The sequence below is a fragment of the Clostridiales bacterium genome (genome assembly GCA_017569285.1).
GTDB lineage: Bacteria > Bacillota > Clostridia > Christensenellales > Aristaeellaceae > Aristaeella.
In genome coordinates this window covers 2,503,074-2,519,795 of the sequence record CP069419.1, presented here as the reverse complement: position 1 = coordinate 2,519,795, position 16,722 = coordinate 2,503,074, and the positions used below count along the sequence as shown (strand labels likewise).

Below are 16,722 nucleotides of genomic sequence, written 5' to 3'. Positions count from 1 at the left end.
GTCTCATCCTGTTCATTCTTTCCGCATCTTTACTTCAGTTTCCGCCGCGATTCCGCTTTCGCTCCAGATCCGCACGGTGGCATTCCCTCCGGTGCATCCCGCCCGCAGGTAAACGGTCAGGGTTCCCTCCCGGGTGGCGCGGTATGCCTCCCGGTACGGTGTCAGGTCATCCGGCGTTCCGTTTTCCAGGCCCAGCAGTTCCAGGTCCCCGAGGATCTGGCAGTGCAGCGTTTCGTCCGCCGCCGGGTTCCCCTGGGCGTCCAGCAGCATGGCTTCCATCTGCATCACGTCCGTCCCGTTGGCCTGCAGGCTTTCGCAGTCTTTCACCAGCTCCAGCCGCACGGCTTTTCCGGGGGTGGCCAGTCGGTCTTCGGCGCCTTCCGTCCGGGCTTCCAGGATTCCGTCCTCATATTTCACGGTCCACACGGCCCGCACCCCGTCCGGCTTCTTCCGGCCCAGGCTGCGCCCGTTCAGGAACAGCTCCGCTTCCTGCCCGTTCGTGTAGCAGGCAACCCGTTTCTTCTCCCCGGGTGTGCCTTCCCAGCGGAAGCATTCACCCCATGCGCCGTCGTCCTTCTCCGCGCTTCCCACTGCGATCCGGATCACGGGCACTTCGGTCCACAGGGCCTTCCGCTGGGCATACAGCGGCTTTTCCTTTCCGCGCAAGTCCAGGGCGCCCGCCCGGCTGATGCGCACCGGCCATCCGGGGCATTCGCCCAGGAAGTCCACCCCGGTCCACAGGAACTGCCCGGCGATGTATTCATGGTCCGTCACCGCTTTCCACGCTTCCGGATCATGGCTGTTCTCGCTGCCCAGGATCACCCGGCCGGGATACGCTGCGTGATCCGCCTCGTAGAATCCCTCCCGGTAGTTGTAGCCCGCCAGGTCCAGCACGTCCGCGTACCCGGTGCGGTTGCTCAGTTCCGGGAAGCTCAGGGCGCTGGTCACCGGCCGGGAATCGTCATACCGGTGTGTGATATCCATCAGCTCCGCGGCCACCTTCGCCAGCCGTCCCGCATCCGGCTTGCGCACGTCGTACAGGCGTTCCGCCAGCGGCTTGTTGGCATCGTTGTTCCCCAGCACCTCTTTGAACAGCGGGGTCACGTACGGGTCGTTGGGATAGTCGATCTCATTCCCGATGCTCCATAGGATCACGCAGGGATGGTTCCGGTCCCGCTCCACCATGCTCCGCAGGTCGGCCTCATGCCACTGCGGAAAATCCTCCGCGTAGCCGAAATGCTTCGGGGGATACACATTGTGTCCCTGCCACCACTTGTTCTTCGTGCCTTCCCACTCGTCAAAGGCTTCGTCCATCACCAGGAAGCCCATCTCATCGCAAAGGTCCAGCAGGTCCGGATCCGGCGGATTGTGCGCCGTCCGGATGGCGTTGCAGCCCATTTCCTTCAGCTTCTCCAGCCGGTGCTTCCACACGTTCTTCGGTACGGCGGCCCCCAGGCAGCCCGCGTCGTGGTGGACGCACACGCCCCTCAGCTTCATGCTCTCCCCGTTCAGGAAGAAACCCTTGTCCGCGTCAAACCGGAATGTCCGGATGCCAAAGGAAATCCCTTCGCGGTCCGTCACCTTCCCGTCCTTCAGGGCTTCACCCTGCAGGATGTACAGGAAGGGATCCGCGCAGCTCCAGCGCCGCAGCCCGGCGGCCGGCAGGATCACCGTGCCTTCCGCTCCCCCTGCGATGCCTTCCGCGGCGGTTTCCCCGTCCGCTCCCAGCAGGCGGAAGCGCACCGAATCCGCGCCTTCCGTCCCGTACCGGATCCGCACCGAAGCATTCCCGCTTTCGTCTTCTTCCGTCACGGCGTAAATCCCGTGCTCCCGGAAGCATACGGTATCGGTCACCGTCAGCATTACGTGCCGCTGGATACCGCTGCCGGCATACCACCGGGAATCCGCCACATCCTCGTGCTCCACGCGTACGGCGATCACGTTCTCCCCTTCCCGGAGGAACTCGCCGATGTTGAATGAGAAGCTGGTATAGCCGTAAGCATGGCTGCCCAGGTAATTGCTGTTCACCCATACTTTGGCATGCTTGTACACTCCCTGGAAGCCCAGGATCACCTGGCCGGCCGCCTCCTCCGCCGTCAGCGTAAAGTGCTTCCGGTACCAGGCAGTGCCTCCCGGCAGGTAGCCCGTTCCGCTCGCCCAGCAGATGTCAAAGGGATGCTCCACCGCCCAGTCATGGGGCAGTGTCACCTTCCGCCATCCCCGGTCGTCATATCCCATAAAGCCCGCGTCTGCCGCGTCCCCGTAGTGGAACCGCCATCCGGCGTCAAGAACGATCTGCTTTCTCATCTGCGTTTCTCCTCGTCTGCAAATACCCCGGGATGCTCCCGCGCACCCCTGCCGGGCATAAAAAGGGGGCTGCCCCCGAAAGAAAACCCACCGCGGGCAGCCCTTTGTTTCCGGGAATTACTTGGCGTACACAGCGTCCAGCTGGCCCTGGATCTCCTGCATCACCATTTCGATTCCCGCATCCTGCAGCGCCTGGCGGAATTCAGCAACCAGGGCTTCCGGATCATCGTTCATGCCGAATACGATCCGCGGCATATAGGTGTTGTAAACATTGCTCAGGTTGTCCATGAACACACCCACCATGGAGTTGTCATAGATGTACTGGCCGTAGGGATAGTCGATCTTCACCTTGTCATACGCATCGTACATCGCGCCGATGGCATCCCAGTCGAGCTGCGCGTTGCGGTATTCCAGGTTGTCGTTACGGCCCCACCAGAAGTTGAAGGACACGCCGTCCACGGAATCTTCGAAGCCTTCGGGACGGGAGAACAGGCCGTTCTCGTCTACGGTGTACATTTCACCTTCGAATCCGTACTGCATCAGGTGGTAGATTTCCGGATCATTCCGCATGAGGTCATACACCATCAGGGCGCGTTCCGGATGCTTGCTCTGCGCGGCAACCGCCATGGCGCCGTGGGTGATGTTCAGGGAGATCAGGTTGCCCATTTCTTCGCCGAACCAGAAGAAGCCGAGGTCAGAACCGGGCTGCTTGCGTTCCATGGTGGTGCGCTCGCTGGTCCAGGTCTGGGTGTGGTGCTGATGGGCGCCGGTCTTGCCTTCTTCCATCTCCGCCACAACGTCGCCGGTGTAGTTCAGCACGTCCGCGCGCCAGTATCCGGCGTCTGCCCATGCCTTCATTTCCTTCGCAAAGTTCACCAGCTCGTCGCCTTCAACGTAATAGCGGCTCAGGGTGTAGGGATTTTCCTTGCTCTCGCCGTAGAAGATCGCTACCGGGAATCCTTCAATGGCGATGTTGCCGGTATGGGAGGTCTGCCAGCCGCCGGCCATCTGGGGGCTGTAGGAAGAACCGTTGCCGTTGGCGTCCCACGGGACGACATCCGGCTTGTTCTCCTTGATCCAGGCAAAGTACTTGCCCAGGTCTTCCCAGGAATGCACGCCGTTTTCCAGTCCGGCTTCCTTCGCCCAGTCACCGCGGTACATGAAGCCGTGGTTGGTCCACTGCGCGTAGTTGTCTTCGGGCATCAGGTAGATTTCACCGTTGTATTTGCACAGGTTCCAGTGCGCTTCGGAAACGGTTTCCCAGGTCTTGGGGGCGTAGGTCTTCAGCATGTCCTCGCTCAGGGGCAGGAAAGCGCCCTTCTGGCTGTTGGGCCACGCGTCGAGCCAGTCGGTAGCGGTACCGATCAGGTCGATATCGCCGCTCTGGGTCGCCAGCGCCAGGTTGTACTGGGTCTGCCAGTCGGTCCATTCGATCCAGCGGAACTCCAGCTCCGCGTTGATCTTTTCGGTCAGCAGCTCGTTGATCTTCGCAAGCACTTCATCCGTCCGGTTGGTGGGCTTGTCGCCGGTCACCAGGTACACGATCTTCACGTGCTCGGAAGTGTCGATGCCTTCCGCCACCGCGACGGGCAGCAGGCAGCATACCATGGCCAGGGTCATCAGAATCGCTATCAGTTTTCTCATGGGGTACCCTCCTTTTATAATATGATTCAGCCCTTTCCGGGCATAAATCCCTTGGGGAAACCTTATCCCTTCACCGCGCCCACCGTCAGGCCGGCAACGAAGTACTTCTGCACGAAGGGATACAGCAGGATGATGGGGCCGGTCGCAATCACGGCGGTCGCCATCTTCAGCGTCTCGCCGGGCAGGTCCGTAATCACCACGTTGGAGCCGGCCACGGAGTTCTTCAGGCTGGCCACCTTGTTGATTACGTTGTACAGGTGGTACTGCAGCGGCCGGTATTCCACCTTGGTCGTCAGGAACAGGGAGCTGTAGTACCACTCGTTCCAGTAGCTCAGCGCCAGGAACAGCCCGATGGTTGCCAGCGCCGGCTTCAGGTTCGGCAGGATCAGCTTCACAAAGATCGTGAAGTCCCCGGCGCCGTCGATCTTGCCGGATTCGGTAATCTCATGCGGGATCGCCTTCACGAAGTTCTTCATCAGCACGATCAGCCACGGGCTCATCAGCAGCGGCAGCAGGATCGCCAGGTAGCTGTCCCGCAGGTTCAGGTACTGCACAATCAGCAGGTAGAACGGCACCAGGCCGGCGGAGAACAGGGAGGTGAAGTAGATGTAGAACATGATCTTGTTCCGGTACGGGAAGTCCCTGCGCTGCAGGGCGTATCCGGTCATGGCCACCAGGAACAGGCCGACCAGCGTGCCCACCAGCGTCAGGCCGATCGTCACCACGTAGGCGCCGATCATCTGGTCCGGGCTCCGGAACAGCAGTTCATAGGAATAAGTGCTGGTTTCCACCGGCCACAGGGTAAAGCCGGTGCGGCGGATGGCGTCCTCCGTGGAAAAGGAGGATGCGATAATCATCCAGAACGGCAGGATGCACATCACGCAGAAGATCGTCACCAGGATGTAGGTGATCACGTTGATCACAATCAGTGACTTATCCTTGCGGATATGGGTGGTATGCATCACGTGGGGATTGCCCTGCGTTTTCACAGTCATCTTTCTCGCTCCTTTCCCCGCTCATCAGAACAGCGCGTAGTCCGGATCCAGGTGCTTCACGAAGGCGTTGGCGCCCAGCACGATGAAGAATCCGACCACGCTCTGGAACAGGCCGACGGCGCTGCTCTGGGAGAAGTTGAAGCTGTTCATCATGGACCGGTAAACGTAGGTCTCAATGATGTCCGTGGTTTTGAAGAGCATCGAATTGTTGCCGACCAGGTTGTAGAACAGGCCGAAGTTGCCCTTCAGGATGCCGCCGATGGCGAACAGGAACAGGATGATCACCGTGGGCTTCAGCGTCGGCAGGGTGATGTACCGGATCCGCTGCCAGGCGTTGGCGCCGTCAATCTGCGCGGCTTCCATCATCGAGGAATCCATGCCGGTAATCGCGGCGAAGTACACCACGGTGCCGTACCCGGTGGATTTCCACAGGTGGACCAGCACGATGATGAACGGCCATGCGTTGGCGTTCTGGTAAACCTTCGGCATGTCCCCTCCCAGGGACCGGACCAGGTGGGAGATGAAGCCGAAGTCGTAGTTGATCAGGTTATACACCAGCAGGGAAACCAGGACATCTGAGATGAAGTACGGCAGGAACATGATGCTCTGCGCGGTCTTCTTGTAGCCCTTGCTGGCCACCTCATTCAGCATGATTGCGAACGCCAGCTGCAGCACATTCCCCAGGATGATGAACGCCAGGTTGTACAGCACGGTGTTCTTCAGCAGCAGCCCCAGCTGGCCGGAGATGAACAGGAACTGGAAGTTCTTCAGCCCCACAAACGGGCTGGCGAAAATGCCCTTGTTGTACTGGAAATTGGTGAAAGCAATATAGGCCCCCGGCATCGGCAGGTAGGCAAACACCAGGAAAAACAGGATCGCGGGCACGCACATCAGGATCAGCGTCCTGTTCTGCATGACCGTGCGGCCGATGGAAGGCTTTTTGTAGTTGATGACCTTCGCCTGGACAGGCTTCTGCAACTTTCCCACTCCCTCTCAAGTCTCGTCCCGCTCCGGGAATCGGCCCTTTGCTGAAATCTGAAACCGGTTTCAAACTCAGGGCTTTAAATGAAACCGGTTTCAAAATTCCTGAAAAATAAAATTCCGAGAACCGGCTTCTTCCTGGAACAATCTCATTACTTCTAAGGTCAGTATAACAGAAATGATCCTGTATTGCAATATCTGTTCGTTTTTTTACCGAAAGTCACATGTTTACTTCTTTGAAGGCGGCGCGCAGGAGGCCCGTTCCGCAACGAACACGGGTATCCTCCGGTCCTGCGGCCACTCGGTTTCCGGCTCCAGCGCGGTCTGCACCAGCTCGGCCCCGTAGGACTGGTAATCATACCCCACAGATGTCAGCTTTGGTGTCGTGATCCCCGTCACAAAGGTATCGTCAAAGCCCAGCAGGGAGATATCCTCCGGTACCCGGAGTCCCCCCGCCAGCAGGCCCTGCAGCAGGCCGGCGCTCACCATGTCGTTCATTCCAAGCAGGGCGGTCGGCATTTTCTTCAGTTTCAGCAGCTTTCCGGCGCCCTCCTGCCCGGCATCCACCGAGTAGTCATCCACGCCGATCAGCCATTCCTTCCGCATCGGCAGTCCCAGCTCCTTCATCACCTTCCGGAACTGGTCCAGCCGTTCCACCGTCCCGTAGTACTGCGCCCCCGTATACACAAACCCGATCTCCCGGTGCCCCATCTCCGCCAGGTAGCGCACCGCCAGGTCCATGGAAGCCCGGTGGTCCACGGAGATCCCGGGAACCCCGGGCAGCGGGCTCCGGGAGCCCACCACAATGCGGGTATAGTGCATCGTCTGCTGCAGCATGGCAGTAAAGTCCGGATCCTGCTCCTCCAGATCAATCCGGCCGCCGCAGAGGATCACCGCCTCCGGCCGAAGCTCCCGGATCCGGTTCATAACGGAAATCTCGTTCTCCCGCCGGGAAGAGGTATCCATCAGCAGCAGCACATAGCCCCGCCGGTAGGCCTCCGCCTGGCAGGCCGCAAACACGCTGCTGTAATAGGAGTTGTCGCTGTGTGCCACCACCATGGCGATCGTTTTGTTCCGGTTTTCCGTCAGGGCCCGGGCATACGCGTTCGGATGGAAATCGTACTTCTCGATGATCTCCATCACCCTTCTGCGCTTTTCCTCCCGCACCGCGGTCGTCCCGGTCAGGATCCTGGAAACAGTCGCCGGGCTGACCTGCGCTTCCCGCGCGATATCATAGATGGTGACGTTCTTCTTCTCCATCCCGCTGCCTCCGGTTTCTGCTTTGAATTTGTCTCTGAAAGCGCTTTCATCATGGCACATAATACCCAAAAATGCAAGAGGGTCGCTATAGTGAAACATTCAGGACTGTTCCCATCGTTTCACTTTTCACTCTCTGGCGACCTTCCCGCCCTGCGAGCGGAAGCCCGGGGTGTTTCGTTACGGGACGTTATGGAGCACGCCAGTTCTTAGCGATTGGCGAGGCGCAGCCGAAGACAGAGCTTAGAATCTGCTGCGTGCGGAATACAGGCGCGAGCCGTGTCTCGGAACGGAATTCCCCGGGTTGGAGCGAACAGAACTGACACGAAAAATGGGGCGCCCTTTAACAGGGCGCCCCAAGAGGCAAGTTCAGGTTAATTACTTCAGGGCCGCGTTCTTGAGGTCCACCTCAGCCTGGTAGACGCCGCAGTCATAAGCATACAGTTCCTTGTAGCCGAAGCCGTCCATCTGGGTGATCATCTCGTCCCACAGGGAGTCGAATTCCGCTTCGTCCTTGGCGAAGATCATCTTCCAGGTGTAGGTGCACAGCTGCTTGTTCACGTCAGCCCGCATGGACTGGATGTCCAGGCTGTCTTCCGGCGCAGCAAAGCCAACGGAGGGGCTGGCTTTCAGCATGTCATGCTTCTTCATGTAGTCCACGGGGTTCAGGGCGTCGAACTTCGCCTGCCATGCAGCCTTGGTCTTGTCGTTTTCACGTTCCCACTCCTGGTAGGACTTCCAGAACTTCATCGGGAAGCGCTCGCCGTTGTCGGGGTTCACGCAGATGGACGCGCCGATCCACTGGTTGATGGCGTTGTTGCCGTCACTGTATCCGCCGCCGCCGTACTCTTCCGGAACTTCCAGGTTCAGGGCCAGGGCGTCATCATGCAGCTTGGTGAAGGTGCCGTCTTCGTTCTTGGTGTAGTTCAGGCCTTCGATACCAACATGCTGGAAGGTCATGCCTTCGGGGCTGGCATACCAGTCGAGGAACTTCAGGATCAGGTCGTACTTCTCGCCTTCCACCTTGGAGCCGATCGCCCACACACGGTCCGCGCCGTAGTAACGGTCCGCGTCCGCATAGAAGGTCATGTCGCCGACGGGGATGAAGATGAAGGTCGCACCCTGGGCAGCGTAATCACTGCTGTTGGTGAAACCCTGCTGCCAGCTGTACCACATGAGGTCCACACGGCGGGCGGACAGCTTCGCGGCAACCGCGTTCCAGTCCTGCTCACCGGATTCCGGATCGACCAGGCCCATCTGGTTAGCCTTGAACAGGAACTTCGCGATCTTGTAGTAGGCATTGTCCTTGTTGTAGATTTCGGAGAAGGTTCCGTCGCCCTTCAGGATCGCGGAGCCCTTGATCTTCTCGTTGTACCAGGTGGTCAGCTGGACCACGTTGGCGATACCGATCATGTTGTCGTTGCCGTCCCAGTCAGGCCACAGGGACAGGCCGTAAGCCTTGTCTTCACCTTCGGTGGGATGGATTTCATGGATCTTGGCCAGCACGTCCAGCAGGCCGTCCAGGTCCGCGATTTCCGGAGCGCCGACCGCTTCGTACAGGTCCCAGCGCAGCTGCGGGCTGGAGTAGATCACGTCATCGGTCAGGGTGTCCGGGGCGGTGTCGGTCATCTCAGCGGGGATGCCATAGTACTTTCCGTCTTCACCGGTCAGTTCCTTGTTGTAAACGTCGATCTGATCCTTGAACCGCATGATGTTCTCGCATCCGGCGATTTCATCGATCGGGCGGATCAGGCCTTCAGCGACCAGGGTCTTGACCTTGCTCTTGTCGACGATCACGATGTCGCCCAGGTCTCCGTCCATGGCGCGGGTCGTATAAACTTCATTGCCGACAACCTGCGGGGCAATGATGTTCAGTTCGATGTTGAAGCGGTCTTTCACAACCTTGGCAAACCAGCCGGACTGGGTGCCGTGGTAGTTCGCGGCTTCATCGTAGAACGTGAGGACGGTCGGTTCTGCGCCTTCCGCCGCGCTGATGGAAACCAGGCTCAGGAGCATGGCGATCATCAGCAGGACTGACAGGATCTTTTTCATGAATGTACCCTCCTTTAAATATATGATGTAAGGCAGTCCGCCTTCATCGACAAAAGAAATGGGATGTGAACAGTGAAAGGTTAACCTTTCACTGCTCCTATCATGATGCCTTTCGTAAAGAACCGCTGGAAGAACGGATAAATCATCATCACGGGCAGCACAACCACAACCGTAACGGTCATGCGGATGGAAGTTGCTGTCGCGGACTGCGCCAGGATCGCCGCCATGGCGGACGCGCTGGTGCTCGAATTCACCAGGGCCTTCAGGCTGCTGGCCCGGGTAATGTACTGATACAGCTGGAACTGCAGGGTAAACAGCTTCTCGTCCGTCATCAGCAGCAGCGTATCCTGGAAGGAATTCCAGTGCGCCACCGCGGCGAAGATCGCAATCGTCGCAAGGATCGGCTTGATAACCGGCAGCATAATCGAAAAGAAGATGCGCAGCGTGCCGGCGCCGTCGATTTCACCGGCGTCCTGCAGCTCCTTGGGCACGCTTTCGCAGTAGGTCTTGCACAGGATGATATAGAACGGCTGGACCACCATCGGGAAAATGTATCCCCAGAAGTTGTTGGTCAGGCCCAGCAGCTTCATGGTCAGGTACCACGGGATGACGCCGGCGTTGAAATACATCGTTGCCACCACGAACCGGTACCAGAACTTCCGCTTCCACAGGGTTTCCCGGGTGAACATATAGCCCAGGAATGCCGCCACCACCACGATCAGCACCGTACCGATCACCGTACGCAGCACGGAGATATAGGCGGCGGTGGTCAGTCCGGGGATATTGGCCAGGTTTTTGTAGTTGGTAAAGTGGATCTCCATCGGGTAGAAGATCACCTTGCCGCTGTCGCTCAGGTTGTTCGCGCTGATGGAGTTGATGATGATGTAGTAGAAGGGGTAAACGCACACAAAGGCAAAGAACGCGTAAACCACATACGTGATAAAGCTGATCACATAGTCGCCGGGCGAGCGGCGGATCTTCGCTTTATGCTTGTCATGCAGTTCAATCTTGTCCGAAGCCTTTCCGGTCATGCCGTTTCCCCTCCTTTCTGTTTTTCTTCTTCCGGGATCAGATAAAGCTTTCCCCGCGGATCAGCTTGGACGCGGTGTTCGCGCCGGTCAGCAGGAAGATGCTCACGATACTCTTGAGGATACTGATCGCCGTGGCCAGCGGGTAGTTGCCCCGTCCGGCCGTAGCGTAGTTGTAAACATACAGGTCCAGCACTTCCACCCATTCCCGGTTGAAGTCATTCTGGAACACGTAGTACTGCTCCATGCCGTTCGACAGGAAGCTGGCGATGTTCAGCATCACGATGACGAAGTACGTCGGCAGGATGCTGGGAATCGTGATATGCCAGATGACCTTCATCCGGGTCGCGCCGTCCACCTTGGCAGCCTCGATCATCTGCTCATCGATGGCGGAGATCGCGGCCAGGTACATAATCGCCGCCCAGCCGGCATTCTTCCAGGTCAGCCACAGCCACATCCGGAACCAGACGTGATCCGATGATTTCAGGAAGGAAATCGGCGTGCTGATCCATCCCAGGTCCTGCAGGACCTTGTTCACCGCGCCGTTGGATCCGAACACGTGGAACGCAATGGAGAACACCAGGACCCAGGAAATGAAGTTCGGCAGGGTCGTCGCCGTCTGGACGAACTTGCGGTAGGGTTTGCTCTTGATTTCGTTGAGGAACACCGCGAAGATCATCGGGAACCAGCTGAACGCCAGTGAGATGCCGCTCATCGCCAGGGTGTTCCGCATTACGCGGATCACGTCCCGGGTCTTGACCGGATTGGAGAACAGGCTGGAAAACCACTTGAGGCCGACAAAGGTTTCATTGCTGATCGGCTTCGGCGGCACGAAATCATGGAATGCGTAAACCCAGCCGTACAGCGGGAAATAGGAGAACAGCGCCACCAGCAGGATAAACGGCAGGATATAGGTAAACTCAATCAGCGAGCGCCTTTTCTTGGGACTCATCCGCTGCATTGTTTTCACCTCCTGCTGTTTCTGCCGTTCCCGGCGTTTTATCGAATTTTTCCCTCTGAATTGTGTTTAGTCTATCATCCGGAATAAAGTGCCACAACACCATTTTTTTAGTTTTATGGGACAAAATTTGCACTCGGACAGTTCAAATATATTGGATTTTTGTTCAAAATGGTTTACAATAAGTCAGATCACAATAGATCAAACGAAAAAATCCTTCCGGGTTCAGGCCCGGAAGGGACAAAAAACAAATCCGCGTTAAGGAGGCAGCCTTTGGCAACATTCTACGAGCAGCGGCCGGAACGGCTGTTTATCGGGGAAATGACCCATTCCACCTTCCCCGCCCATGTGCATTCCGAGGCGGAGCTTGTCATCCTGGCCCGGGGTTCCGCCGTCATGACCATCGACGGTGTTCCGTACCGGCTGAGTCCCGGCGACGCGGCAGTGGTCTCCCCGCTGGTCACACACAGCTATGATGAGCTCAGCGAGGACGTCGGCGGGCTCGTGGCCATCTTTCCCCCGGATATCATCCCGGAATACGCCGGCACCTTCCGCGGCCTGCAGCCGGACTGTGCGGTCCTCCCTGCCGGGAAGACCAGCGTGGACCTGCGCCTTTCAGCGGACCGGCTGAACCATCTGAACATGGAGGAAAACCTGGCCATGTGCATCGCGCACCTGCATGTGCTCCTGGCCGGAATCCTTCCCAACCTCACCTACCATCCGGTCTATGACTACAGCGACCGCGGAATCGGCTACCGGATCATCAGCTATATTTCCGAGCATGCCCTGGAGGAGATCACCCTGGAGAGCACCTCCCGCGCCCTGGGCATCAGCGTTTCCCACCTGTCCCATTTCTTCTCGGAGCGCCTGCACACCCATTTCCGGCAGTTCATCAACGCCATCCGCATCGAGCGCGCCCGCCTGCTCATGCGGGACCCGAACCTGACGCTCACGGAAATCTGCGGCATCTGCGGCTATGCCAACATGCGCACCTTCCGCCGGGCCTTCATGGCCGAAATCGGTGTCCTTCCCTCCGACCATATGGCCGCCCTTCGCAAGCGTGCCTCCGGGGATGTTGCCCAGTGAAGCAATGAAACGTTGGGGACAGTCCCCATTGTTTCATTTTCAGGCATCACAAAGGCGCCGGGGTTCGTCCCCCGGCGCTTTTCATACAGGCGCTGCCTGTTCAGGTAAAGAAAACGGTAATCGCGTCCCAGATCGCTTCGAAGATCCCGAAAATCTTCTTTTCCTTGCGCGCTTCTTCCTTCTGGAATTCCGCAAACTCCTCATCGGTGAGGGGCTTGCAGTCTTCCTCTTCTTCCTCGATTATTTCTTCCTTTGCATTTTCCATATGCTTTTTCCCTTTCAGCCGGAACAGGCCGGTCAATGGAAGTTCACGCGGGTAAGCTCCAGCAGGTAAGCGTCCACAATCAGCTTGTTCCGGTCCATCATGCGTTCCTGCCTCTTGAACGGCTTCTCGGTTTTTCCGTTCGCCTGGGCCTTGATGCTTTCTTTCCGGTTGGTGTTGATCATGTTGTCCGTCATTGCTGTATCCTCCTTCAATTTCAGGGGACCTTTTCCCCGTGATTCCTTCTTTATTTCCCGGCTTTACGCCGCGTTCGGCAGCTCTTCCTTTTCGGGTTCCGCGGTCCATTCCGGCTCCACGTACTGCTCCTCCGCCGGAACGACTCCGTCCGGATAGATCTGCGCGAAATCGTTCTTCATGGAGATCGGGATATATCCCTTCGCCCGGTATTCTTCGGACTTGGTTTCCCAGTCCTGTTTGCCCCATTCCCGCACGTTGTCGTCGGCGACCACCATGTACGCCTGCGCCGGATAGGGGTTCCGGCTGTCGATCGTGTAGTTCATCATGCTGGTGTCGCTTCCGCTGTTTCCGAATGCCAGCACCGGCCGCTGCCCGATCTCCCGTTCGATGTAGATGGACTTGTTGCCGTTCAGGTTCTTCTGGATGAACCCGCCGGTCAGCACCAGCTCGTCGCCGTTTTCATACTTGAAGTTCATGTTGGAGGCTTCTTCTTCGTGCCCCTTCTGCTTCACTTCAAAGTCGGTGCCGATCACGTGGTTCGGCGTCACATAATCCTTGAACAGGGAGTTGGCTACCACCACCCGGGTGGTGGTGCGTTCCGTTCCGCTGATCACGTAGATCGTGAATCCGTTGTCGTACAGGTACTTCACCACCTCCGCCATCGGCAGGTAGGTGTTGTCGATGTACCGCATGTTGTTGAAGCTTGCGGTTTTCTTCTGCCCGAATTCAACGATGTAGTCGTGGAACTCCTCCATCGTCATCCCGGCAAAGGCCTTGGCGAAGTTCCGTGCCAGTTCTTCCCCCGCCGTGTATCCCGGCTTAATCTCAGCCGCCGCCTGCTTCAGCTCGTCCGACACCCGTTCCGGATGGTCGTTCAGGCAATACTCGATGAACATCATCGTATCGAAGTAGGTGTAGTAGGTTTCGCACACCAGCGTCCCGTCCATGTCGAACACGGCGATCCGGTCTTTTTCAGGAATGAAGTTCGCTGTGTCCTTCGGGTCGGTCACCTTCGCCACATAGTCCCGCAGGCTCTGCGCCGCTTCGGATCCCTCGGTCCAGTATTCGCCCAGCTCCGTGGCCGGTTTAACCGGCTGCACTGCCGGCGCGGTCCGGTCCCTGTTCAGGTAGTAAACCACCGCGAATATGATCACTGCCGCCAGCACCACCAGTGCGATGATCGTCATCAGCCGGTTCTTTGCTTTCCGCTGCTCTTCCATGGCCTGCCACACTCCTTGCCTCTTTCCGAAACCAATATACCGTACCGTGTCCAACAGATGTCCACCTAAAAATGGACAAATCAGCACTGGTTCAGCTTGTTTTGGCAGAATTCCGCGGAATTTCTGCGGAAAAACCGTAAAAAAGCAGAAAGAAAAAGGCCTTGCCGGCATTCCGGCAGGGCCTTTTTCGTTAGGGTTATTCTTCTGCAGTTTCTCCCGTTTCTTCCGCTTCTTCCAGGATTTCATCCACCGGCGCCAGGTAGTCCGCCAGGATGTATCCGTATTCGCTGTGATATACGCACAGGATAAATCCGTTCTGTTCCTCTTCGGGATAGGCCAGCACCAGCGCCCCCAGCGGCACCTTCTCAATCCGGGCGGATGACTTGTCCGCCGCCTTCCGCAGGGAAACGTACTCGCTGCAGTTCACCACCTGCATGTTCGGTCCCTCTTCCCGGCGCAGCGCCGTGCCGTCATAGCCGTAGGCGTTCTCAAAGGGGGATGTGACTCCGTCATCCTCCCCGGTATCCTCGATGATCAGGTACGTGATATACACATTGTCTTCCGGCCATGCTTCCGAGTAGACGTTGTACGCGCATTCCACGCTGTAGTCGCTGCCGGCATATTCCGGGTTGTCGGTCGAGGAGAAATACAGCGTCAGCCGGTCCATTCCCCCGGTCACCAGTTCAAACGTCCAGGTGCCCGTGTAGGTATACGCGAAGCTGCCGTCCTTGCTCTCAAACAGTGCGGTCAGCGTGCCGTCCTCCGAAAACTCAACGGTTTCGGTCACTTCCCGCGGTTCCCCGCCTTCGTCCTGGACCTCGTCCGTGGCGGTCCAGATGCCGGGAATCAGCTCTTCCAGCTCCTCGTCATCCGCAAAAGCCGCCCCGGTGAGCACCAGCATCGCAAAAAGCACAATGCAGGCAAAAATCCCGGCGCGCATCTTCCAGCCCGTTTTCCCAATCATTCGGATTCCCTCCTCTGTCTGTTTTCGTCCGTCTCAGCCCCGGATATACCGCCGGCGGATTTCCTCAATCACATGCGCTGTGCTCTTTTCCACCGTGCCGTCCCGGAAGGGGTTCAGCAGATTCCCGGTCTCCAGCAGCTCATAGTATCCCTTCGTCCCGCCGGCACGGCACAGCCGGAGGTAATCCTCCCAGGCCGCCTTCCGGTCTTCCTTCATGCGCCCGTAGTACTGGAACGCGCAGATCTGGGACAGTGCGTATTCGATGTAATAGAACGGATACAGGAAGATATGCTGCTTCTGCATCCAGAAGCCGCCGCCCTCCAGGAACTCATTTCCGTCATAATCCCGCCAGGGCATATACTTCTTTTCAATCTCCCGCCAGTATCTCCGCCAGTCCGCGGGTGTGCTGTCCGGGTTCGCGTACACCTCGTGCTGGAATTCGTCCACGCTCACCAGGTACGGGATCGTGCACAGCGCGCCCACCAGGTGCGCCGTGATATACTTCTCCGCGTTTTCGCCGAAGAACAGTTCCATCCAGGGATAGGCGAAATGCTCCATGCTCATGGAATGGATCTCGTTGATTTCCGCCGTGGAGCCGGTCAGCTCCGCCACCGGGATGGACCGCATGGCCAGATATCCCTGGAAGGCATGGCCCGCCTCATGGGTCAGCACGTCCACATCCGCCTGGGTCCCGTTGAAATTGCTGAAGATGAACGGCGCCTTGTATCCCGGGAAGCTGGTCATGTATCCGCCCATCCGCTTTCCGGGCTTCGTCTCCAGGTCAAACAGCCCGTACTCCGTCATGAAATCGAAGAATTCGCCGGTTTCCGGGCTCATTTCCCGGTACATCTTCCGGGCCTTTTCCACCAGTTCCTTTTCCGTGCCGATGGGAACGGCGTTGCCGTCCGGGAATTTCAGGGCCTCATCGTAATAGCGGAGCTTGTCCACGCCCAGCCGTTTCCGCTGCGCTTCCCGGATTTCCGCCACTGCCGGAGTGATGATGGTCCGCACCTGTTCCCGGAACCGCGCGGCGTCCTCCCGCTTGTAATCAAACCGGCTGCGGGCGATATACGCCATGTCGGTATAGGTCGCGAAGCCCATCTTCTTCGCCTTCGCGTCCCGCAGGCGCACCATCTCGCCGTACTGTTCCTCCAGCGTCCCGCTGATCTGCTCATACAGCGCCGCCCAGGCTTCAAAGGCTTCCTTCCGTTCTGCCCGGTCTGTGCTCTCCATATGCTTCAGCAGGCCGTAGAAATTGCACTTCTCCCCGCGGAAATCCGTGGACGCAACCGCCGTTGCCTTCTGGTACGCCTGGCGCAGCTCGCCCTCGCGGATGGTCTCCTGGATAATCCGCTCGTCGCTGGTCATCAGGCCGGCATCGATCTTCCGGAACAGCTGCTTTCCGAATTCCGCTTCCAGCTCCCCGCGGAACGGGGATTCCGCCAGGGCCTTCTTCCACGCGTTGAACTGCGGAATCGCTTCCGCAAAGGCTGCCTGCAGCCATTTGATTTCCCCTTCATAGAAGGCGTCGTTCGTGTCGATCGTATTCCGCACATACGCCAGGCTGTACAGGGTATCGGAAGCCTCTTCCTTTTCCTGCAGTGCGAAATAGGCGTCCCGGACCTCCGCGGCGCTCTTCGCTTCGCGCACCTTTCGGGTGGCTTCCTCCACCGCCGCTTTCAGTCCTTCAACATCCGGGCGTTCATAAGGCATTTCACTGAACCGGATCATCGATTCTTTCCCTCATTTCCATTCCTATATGTTATTTTC

Annotated in this window: 14 protein-coding genes; 1 reads left to right on the top strand and 13 read right to left on the bottom strand. The window is 58.2% G+C overall.

Annotation, left to right across the window (positions count from 1 at the left end):
- Window positions 1–12: 12 nt before the first annotated feature.
- From JNO48_10970 to JNO48_10935, 8 genes are all read right to left on the bottom strand, one after another.
- Window positions 13–2,307, bottom strand: coding sequence for a DUF4982 domain-containing protein (locus tag JNO48_10970; protein QTE67710.1), 2,295 nt, complete (start codon window positions 2,305–2,307; stop codon window positions 13–15).
- Between the two features lie 117 nt (window positions 2,308–2,424).
- Complete coding sequence (locus JNO48_10965; GenBank protein ID QTE67709.1) at window positions 2,425–3,951, bottom strand: carbohydrate ABC transporter substrate-binding protein; 1,527 nt, start codon at window positions 3,949–3,951, stop codon at window positions 2,425–2,427.
- 62 nt (window positions 3,952–4,013) lie between these two features.
- On the bottom strand, window positions 4,014–4,913 hold the full coding sequence (locus JNO48_10960) for a carbohydrate ABC transporter permease (GenBank protein ID QTE69752.1): 900 nt from the start codon (window positions 4,911–4,913) through the stop codon (window positions 4,014–4,016).
- Window positions 4,914–4,970: 57 nt separating this feature from the next.
- A complete protein-coding gene (locus JNO48_10955; protein ID QTE69751.1) occupies window positions 4,971–5,837 on the bottom strand; it encodes a sugar ABC transporter permease in 867 nt (288 codons plus the stop codon).
- 318 nt (window positions 5,838–6,155) lie between these two features.
- Window positions 6,156–7,187, bottom strand: coding sequence for a LacI family DNA-binding transcriptional regulator (locus tag JNO48_10950; GenBank protein ID QTE67708.1), 1,032 nt, complete (start codon window positions 7,185–7,187; stop codon window positions 6,156–6,158).
- Between the two features lie 375 nt (window positions 7,188–7,562).
- Complete coding sequence (locus JNO48_10945) at window positions 7,563–9,236, bottom strand: extracellular solute-binding protein (protein QTE67707.1); 1,674 nt, start codon at window positions 9,234–9,236, stop codon at window positions 7,563–7,565.
- Window positions 9,237–9,316: 80 nt separating this feature from the next.
- Window positions 9,317–10,267 (bottom strand): carbohydrate ABC transporter permease, encoded by a 951-nt coding sequence (locus JNO48_10940; protein ID QTE67706.1) that lies wholly within the window; start codon window positions 10,265–10,267, stop codon window positions 9,317–9,319.
- A 37-nt stretch (window positions 10,268–10,304) separates the two neighbouring features.
- Window positions 10,305–11,225 (bottom strand): sugar ABC transporter permease, encoded by a 921-nt coding sequence (locus JNO48_10935; protein QTE67705.1) that lies wholly within the window; start codon window positions 11,223–11,225, stop codon window positions 10,305–10,307.
- A 270-nt stretch (window positions 11,226–11,495) separates the two neighbouring features.
- On the opposite strand from JNO48_10935, the gene JNO48_10930 reads away from it, so the two are divergent.
- Window positions 11,496–12,308: a helix-turn-helix domain-containing protein gene (locus JNO48_10930; protein QTE67704.1), complete on the top strand. Its 813-nt coding sequence runs from the start codon at window positions 11,496–11,498 to the stop codon at window positions 12,306–12,308.
- A 100-nt stretch (window positions 12,309–12,408) separates the two neighbouring features.
- On the opposite strand, the gene JNO48_10925 is transcribed toward JNO48_10930, so the two are convergent.
- The 5 genes from JNO48_10925 to JNO48_10905 all read right to left on the bottom strand — a co-directional run bounded on the left by JNO48_10925 (window position 12,409) and on the right by JNO48_10905 (window position 16,683).
- Complete coding sequence (locus tag JNO48_10925; GenBank protein ID QTE67703.1) at window positions 12,409–12,573, bottom strand: hypothetical protein; 165 nt, start codon at window positions 12,571–12,573, stop codon at window positions 12,409–12,411.
- A 32-nt stretch (window positions 12,574–12,605) separates the two neighbouring features.
- A complete protein-coding gene (locus tag JNO48_10920) occupies window positions 12,606–12,767 on the bottom strand; it encodes a hypothetical protein (GenBank protein QTE67702.1) in 162 nt (53 codons plus the stop codon).
- 63 nt (window positions 12,768–12,830) lie between these two features.
- Window positions 12,831–13,988, bottom strand: a complete 1,158-nt coding sequence (locus JNO48_10915) for a haloacid dehalogenase-like hydrolase (protein QTE67701.1) — start codon at window positions 13,986–13,988, stop codon at window positions 12,831–12,833.
- Between the two features lie 196 nt (window positions 13,989–14,184).
- Window positions 14,185–14,952: a hypothetical protein gene (locus JNO48_10910; GenBank protein ID QTE67700.1), complete on the bottom strand. Its 768-nt coding sequence runs from the start codon at window positions 14,950–14,952 to the stop codon at window positions 14,185–14,187.
- 33 nt (window positions 14,953–14,985) lie between these two features.
- Entirely contained in the window at window positions 14,986–16,683 is a 1,698-nt protein-coding gene (locus tag JNO48_10905) for a M3 family oligoendopeptidase (GenBank protein QTE67699.1), read from the bottom strand.
- Window positions 16,684–16,722: the final 39 nt, after the last annotated feature.

Bases quoted from the DNA above. Each gene is read 5' to 3' on its own strand.
- JNO48_10950 (QTE67708.1), bottom strand. From the start codon at position 7,187: ATGGAGAAGAAGAACGTCACCATCTATGATATCGCGCGGGAAGCGCAG.
- JNO48_10915 (QTE67701.1), bottom strand. From the start codon at position 13,988: ATGGAAGAGCAGCGGAAAGCAAAGAACCGGCTGATGACGATCATCGCA.
- JNO48_10960 (QTE69752.1), bottom strand. From the start codon at position 4,913: ATGCATACCACCCATATCCGCAAGGATAAGTCACTGATTGTGATCAAC.
- JNO48_10940 (QTE67706.1), bottom strand. From the start codon at position 10,267: ATGACCGGAAAGGCTTCGGACAAGATTGAACTGCATGACAAGCATAAA.
- JNO48_10925 (QTE67703.1), bottom strand. From the start codon at position 12,573: ATGGAAAATGCAAAGGAAGAAATAATCGAGGAAGAAGAGGAAGACTGC.
- JNO48_10905 (QTE67699.1), bottom strand. From the start codon at position 16,683: ATGATCCGGTTCAGTGAAATGCCTTATGAACGCCCGGATGTTGAAGGA.
- JNO48_10945 (QTE67707.1), bottom strand. From the start codon at position 9,236: ATGAAAAAGATCCTGTCAGTCCTGCTGATGATCGCCATGCTCCTGAGC.
- JNO48_10910 (QTE67700.1), bottom strand. From the start codon at position 14,952: ATGATTGGGAAAACGGGCTGGAAGATGCGCGCCGGGATTTTTGCCTGC.
- JNO48_10970 (QTE67710.1), bottom strand. From the start codon at position 2,307: ATGAGAAAGCAGATCGTTCTTGACGCCGGATGGCGGTTCCACTACGGG.
- JNO48_10935 (QTE67705.1), bottom strand. From the start codon at position 11,225: ATGCAGCGGATGAGTCCCAAGAAAAGGCGCTCGCTGATTGAGTTTACC.
- JNO48_10965 (QTE67709.1), bottom strand. From the start codon at position 3,951: ATGAGAAAACTGATAGCGATTCTGATGACCCTGGCCATGGTATGCTGC.
- JNO48_10920 (QTE67702.1), bottom strand. From the start codon at position 12,767: ATGACGGACAACATGATCAACACCAACCGGAAAGAAAGCATCAAGGCC.
- JNO48_10955 (QTE69751.1), bottom strand. From the start codon at position 5,837: ATGTGCGTGCCCGCGATCCTGTTTTTCCTGGTGTTTGCCTACCTGCCG.